We start from the raw sequence: 5,436 nt of genomic DNA on the forward strand, positions 1-5,436 counted from the left end.
TTTCAAATACAACTAACAGGAAATATTAATCTTGTAGCAAGTGACTTTGTATATAACAATAGCCAAGTCAATCATTTATTTACAGAATTTGATGATGAGATAAACCTAAACTCAATCAATATCAATAGATATAACATTACCTATATTTATAATGCACTGGCAGGCAATGATATCGTTACCCTCCCTGATAGCTATACTAGAGCAGCTTTGTTGAATTATGACCCTACTCAAGTATTTCATGGCGGAGATGGTGAAGATACTATTTTGGGAGGTAGTCTAGACGATATCATTTCCGGGGATGATGGAATTGATGCATTAGCGGGAGGACTGGGTAGTGACACGTATATTGTAGACTTAATTCAAACAGGCACAACAGCTTCTACTTATAGAGTCGCCCTGCAAGATACCATTACTGAAACTTCTGTCGCAGGCTCAGGTAACGATACTGTCAAGCTACGTGGTAGCTTCGACCACCTCAATGCGACTACTCTAGCCCTGGGCACCAATCTTGAGAATCTCGATGCCTCAGAAACAGGGGTAACCAAACTGAACCTTATAGGCAACGCACTCGCCAATACTCTCACAGGTAACGATGCAGATAACATCATCGATGGAGGCGCAGGGAATGACTATTTAGTTGGAGGCAAAGGCAGCGATACTTTATATGGTGATGCGGGCGATGACACGCTCAGAAGTGGCGATGGCTTAGGTATTGACTACGCATATTTGGATATTCTTCACGGTGGTGAAGGAAACGACATTTATATTATTAGCGGTTACGAAGGAGAATATAGGCCTTCAAAAGTTATTGAAACACTCTCTGTTGCGGCTGGGGGCGGGATAGACACAGTATTTACTAACTATGCATACGTTCTACCTCAATATGTTGAGAACCTGACATTTGATAATCAAGTCAGAACAGCGGGTTTTACCCTGAGAGGCGTTGGAAATGAGTTAAACAATATTTTGCAAGGTGATATAAACAGTAATTTACTTATTGGCGGTGCTGGTGACGATATTATTGATGGGGGCATCGTTACCTCTTTAAGTGGTGGGGGCAGCCAAGAGGACTATCTCTATGGTGGTTTGGGCAATGATAAATTGTATGGTCAGGATGGCATGGATGTGTACTATATTAATGGCTCGGTAGAACACCAAGTAGCGGAAATTTTTGACAACAGTCCGATTAACACATCTTCAGCAGCTAATCTTCTTTATTTCAATTCGAGCATCGAAAACGATACATTGCGTCTATTTTCCGGCGACACTGGTGTGACGCATATTTATATCCAAAAAATGCTTTTTAACCTTGAACAAGTAGATGGTATTAAACGTCTTGTTGATTATGCAATCTCAGATGCTTCTTCATTAAATGTTGATGCGAGTGCAATAACAAATAAGGTGGAAATTTTTGGTAACCGTGGCGACAATGTCTTAATCAGTTCCAGCTTTAATGATTTGATAAATGGTTATTCGGGAAATGACACAATTATTGGAGGAGCTGGTTCTGATAGCCTGTATGGTGGATTGGGAGCCGATACTTTCAAGTGGAATCTTCATGATAATGGACTTACAAAAGACCTATCGAAAGCTACTGATACAGTTTTTGATTTTGAGCTAGCTGAAGGAGACAAGCTAAACTTCAAAGATCTGCTTATTGGAGAAACAAAGGATAATATACTTCAATATCTTGATATAGTTACTACACAATTCGGAGAGACCCAAATTCGAATTAGTTCTCAAGGCGGATTTACAGCTGGTAACTATAATTCAGCGAATGAAGATGGACATGTCATTTTATTCAATACCGACATTTTCAGAGACAGCAGCACAAGTACTGAAGCTGCGCTTATTCAGCACATGATCAATAACCAGTCACTGCTCATTGATTAAGTTTATTTTAGGAAAACTGGCTCAATAACGCTTTAACTACCGAAGTTTTATGAGCCAGATTACCGATCTGTATCGTCATTCGTAACTTATCCGGCCCGTTCATGCGGCAGCGTTTGCCAGGCTGCAACAGGTTTATCAGCTTCATCGGGTCGATATCGGCTTTGACATTGAACTGCAACTGGACGGCGGCATCGGAAGCATCTACCTTGATAATAGCCAATGGTTTGGCGGCTATTCGCAAATGGCGCTAGGTCGAATAATCGGCACGGTTGATAATCATGATGTTGGCGGTGGGCACATCAATGCCGTTTAGACAATCTTGGTACACAGCAGCAGGTTCGCCCGTTGCTGCTAGAAGTTACGTATTACGTTCTCTAGCTCACGTTCACATAACTGGCCGTGACAATGACTATCCGTGCTTCTGATAAAAACTTCCCCAGCTTTCCTTTTACTACGAAATCCAGTCCCAAAAGCAATATTTCAGTTCCAGAAATCTACATCAACGGGCTATTGTGATTATTTGTAAATGCATGTACCGTCATGCAAAAGAATAAACAGGGAAAACAATAATGCAGGTGCAATTTAACCAATGGCAGTCCATCAATCTACAAAACTTTGCTGAGAGTTTTAAAGACATCTCAGATTCAGTTAAAAACACTGATAACACTTTAACAACCTTAGCCCCTCAATCAATCTTTTTCTATGATGGGAGCAATAGCACCGGTTATGGATCTTGGGGAGGCTATGATATTTTCGTTAGGGGAAGCAACTTTTTAGGGAGTTCGCCAAGAGCAAATTTTGTGAGGCTAACGGACTTCAGTGAAAAATATGAGTTAACCGGAAGTATCAATATTTCCAATACAGCTTGGGGTTACGGTATTAATGGGGGTTCTTTTAGCTCACTTAGCCATACAAATAGCAGTGGCATTAAAGATTATGTCATAACCGGATCATTTATTTACTCTGCCTTGGGCACAATCGACGGTGCCACCATCACCTCTGTAGAAATCAACCAATCCAATGGTAAGCTTTTACTTAAAGGAACGCTTAATTTAGATGCCAACGAAGTAATCACTGGCGGAACCATCACCTCAATCAGCTACACTGCGCCAGATGGAAAAAGCTTTGCTATCAGCAACATTCTACTCAATGTCGCTGATCTGCAATCGGTCTTACAAAGTGCAGGATCTAGTTCAGACTTTTCGACACTAAGCAGTTTCTTTTTAAACAGTGCAAATTTAACTGGCAATGACACTATTATTGGCGACATAGAAGCTAATGTCCTCGATGGTGCAGGCGGTGTTGATAATCTAGTAGGCAGCCTCGGTGACGATACTTACATCGTTGACCTCACCCGTAGCGGGACTACTGCTGCTAACTACAAGGTAGCGCTGCAGGACACCATCACCGAGACTGCTGTCGCAGGTTCCGGTACTGATACGGTACAGCTCAGGCTGCTGGCAGGCACGGACTATAGCGCCATGGCTAACGCCACTACCCTCACCTTAGGGGCTAATCTTGAGAACTTCGATGCGTCACTGACTGCGGACACCAAGCTTAACCTTACCGGTAACACGCTCGCCAACACCCTCACTGGGAATGATGCAGATAACATCCTCGATGGTGGTGCAGGGGTGGATACCCTGATTGGTGGCGCTGGTAACGACACTTATATCCTGGACGTCAAACTCCAGGGTACTGGTGCTGGTGCTACTGTCGTGATTGAAGATACCGTCACAGACCTGAATGGTACGACCAACGGGATCGATACTGTCAAACTCCGTGGCACGGCTGCTCTCGCTACGGCCACAGAACTTTCACTCACTGGCAATTTGGCTAACATCGAGATTCTTGATGCCTCAGCCACAGGATCAACCAGGCTGAACCTGACCGCTAACAATAATGGCAATACCCTGATCGGTAACGCGGCCGCCAATATACTCACCGGCGGTACAGGTAACGATACACTCAATGGCGGTGCCGGTATCGACACCATGATCGGTGGTAATGGCAACGACACCTATATCGTCGATAACATTGCGGATGTCGTCACTGAAATCAATGCCAATCAAGTGACTGGCGGCACCGACTTGGTCAAGGCCAGTGTCAGCTATACCCTGGGTGCCAATGTCGAGAACCTGGAACTGACAGGCACGGCTGCCATCAACGGGACAGGTAATGCTGGTGCCAATGTCATCACCGGCAATACAGGCAATAACATCATTGATGGTGGTGCTGGTATCGATACGCTTATCGGCGGCAAGGGCAACGATACCTATATCGTTGATCACATCAGCGATGTGGTCACTGAATTAGAGAACGAAGGTATTGACCTAGTTAAAGCCAACGCTACGCATACCCTTTCTGCCAATGTCGAGAACCTGACGCTCACTGATGGCTCTGTGAATGGTGGCACTGCTGCAATCAATGGCACAGGCAATGCACTGGCAAACACCATCACCGGCAATGCAGGTAGCAATGTCCTCGATGGTGGTGACGGTGCAGACAAGCTGATCAGCGGTAATGGTGATGATACTTACATCGTTGACCTTGCACTCACAGGCACTACCGCTGCTAACTTTAAGGTCTCCCTGCAGGACACCATCACCGAAACAGCTGTGGCTAACTCTGGTATTGATACTGTGCAACTGCGTTTGCTGGCAGGTACAAACTACGGCGCCATGGCGAATGCCACTACCCTCACCCTGGGGGCTAACCTCGAGAACCTCGATGCGTCCCTGACTGCGGACACCAAACTTAACCTCACCGGTAACGCGCTCGCCAACACCCTTAAAGGCAATGATGCAGATAACATCCTTGATGGCGGTGCAGGTGTGGATACGCTGATCGGTGGTGAGGGCGATGATACCTATGTGCTCGATCTAAAGACCGCCACGATCAATAGCGTGGTCACCGCTGTAGTAGAAGATACAGTCACAGAGACCGGTGGCACGACCAATGGCATCGATACCATCAAGCTGCGTGGTGCTGCCACGCTGGCCACTGCCACCACATTGACATTGAATGGTGACTGGGCGAATGCAGAGGTACTGGATGCTTCGGCAACCGGCTTAACCAAGCTGAACCTGACCGCTAACAATAATGGCAATACCCTGATCGGTAACGCGGCCGCCAATATCCTCACCGGTGGTACAGGTAACGATACCCTCAACGGCGGTGCCGGTATCGACACCATGGCCGGTGGAAACGGCAACGATACCTATATCGTCGATAACATCAATGACGTGGTCACTGAACAGGCAAATGCTGGTATCGATGAAGTCCAAGCCAGTATTAGCTACTCATTAGCATTGGCTGCTAATGTCGAGAATCTGACCCTGACAGGTAACGCTGCCATTAACGGGACCGGCAATGATGACGCAAACATCATTACCGGTAATACCGGCAATAACATCCTCGACGGTAAAGGTGGAGCTGACACCTTGGTCGGCGGTAAAGGTAATGATACCTATATCGTCGACGCCGAAGATGATGAAGTAGTTGAGAACTTCAACGAAGGTATTGATCTCGTTAAAGCCAGTG

Annotated in this window: 3 protein-coding genes; 2 read left to right on the plus strand and 1 reads right to left on the minus strand. The window is 45.7% G+C overall.

Annotated elements, in window-relative coordinates; translation table 11 throughout:
* On the plus strand, positions 1-1,893 hold a 1,893-nt coding region (locus VK958_RS13435), incomplete at its 5' end, for a calcium-binding protein (RefSeq protein WP_325242188.1).
* Positions 1,894-1,900: 7 nt separating this feature from the next.
* Here the strand turns inward: VK958_RS13435 and VK958_RS13955 are convergent.
* Entirely contained in the window at positions 1,901-2,113 is a 213-nt protein-coding gene (locus VK958_RS13955; protein WP_414683888.1) for a hypothetical protein, read from the minus strand.
* 580 nt (positions 2,114-2,693) lie between these two features.
* On the opposite strand from VK958_RS13955, the gene VK958_RS13445 reads away from it, so the two are divergent.
* On the plus strand, positions 2,694-5,436 hold a 2,743-nt coding region (locus VK958_RS13445; RefSeq protein ID WP_325242189.1), incomplete at its 3' end, for a beta strand repeat-containing protein.

Origin of the sequence: Methylophilus sp., from assembly GCF_035460085.1 — a bacterium.
Taxonomy (GTDB): domain Bacteria; phylum Pseudomonadota; class Gammaproteobacteria; order Burkholderiales; family Methylophilaceae; genus Methylophilus.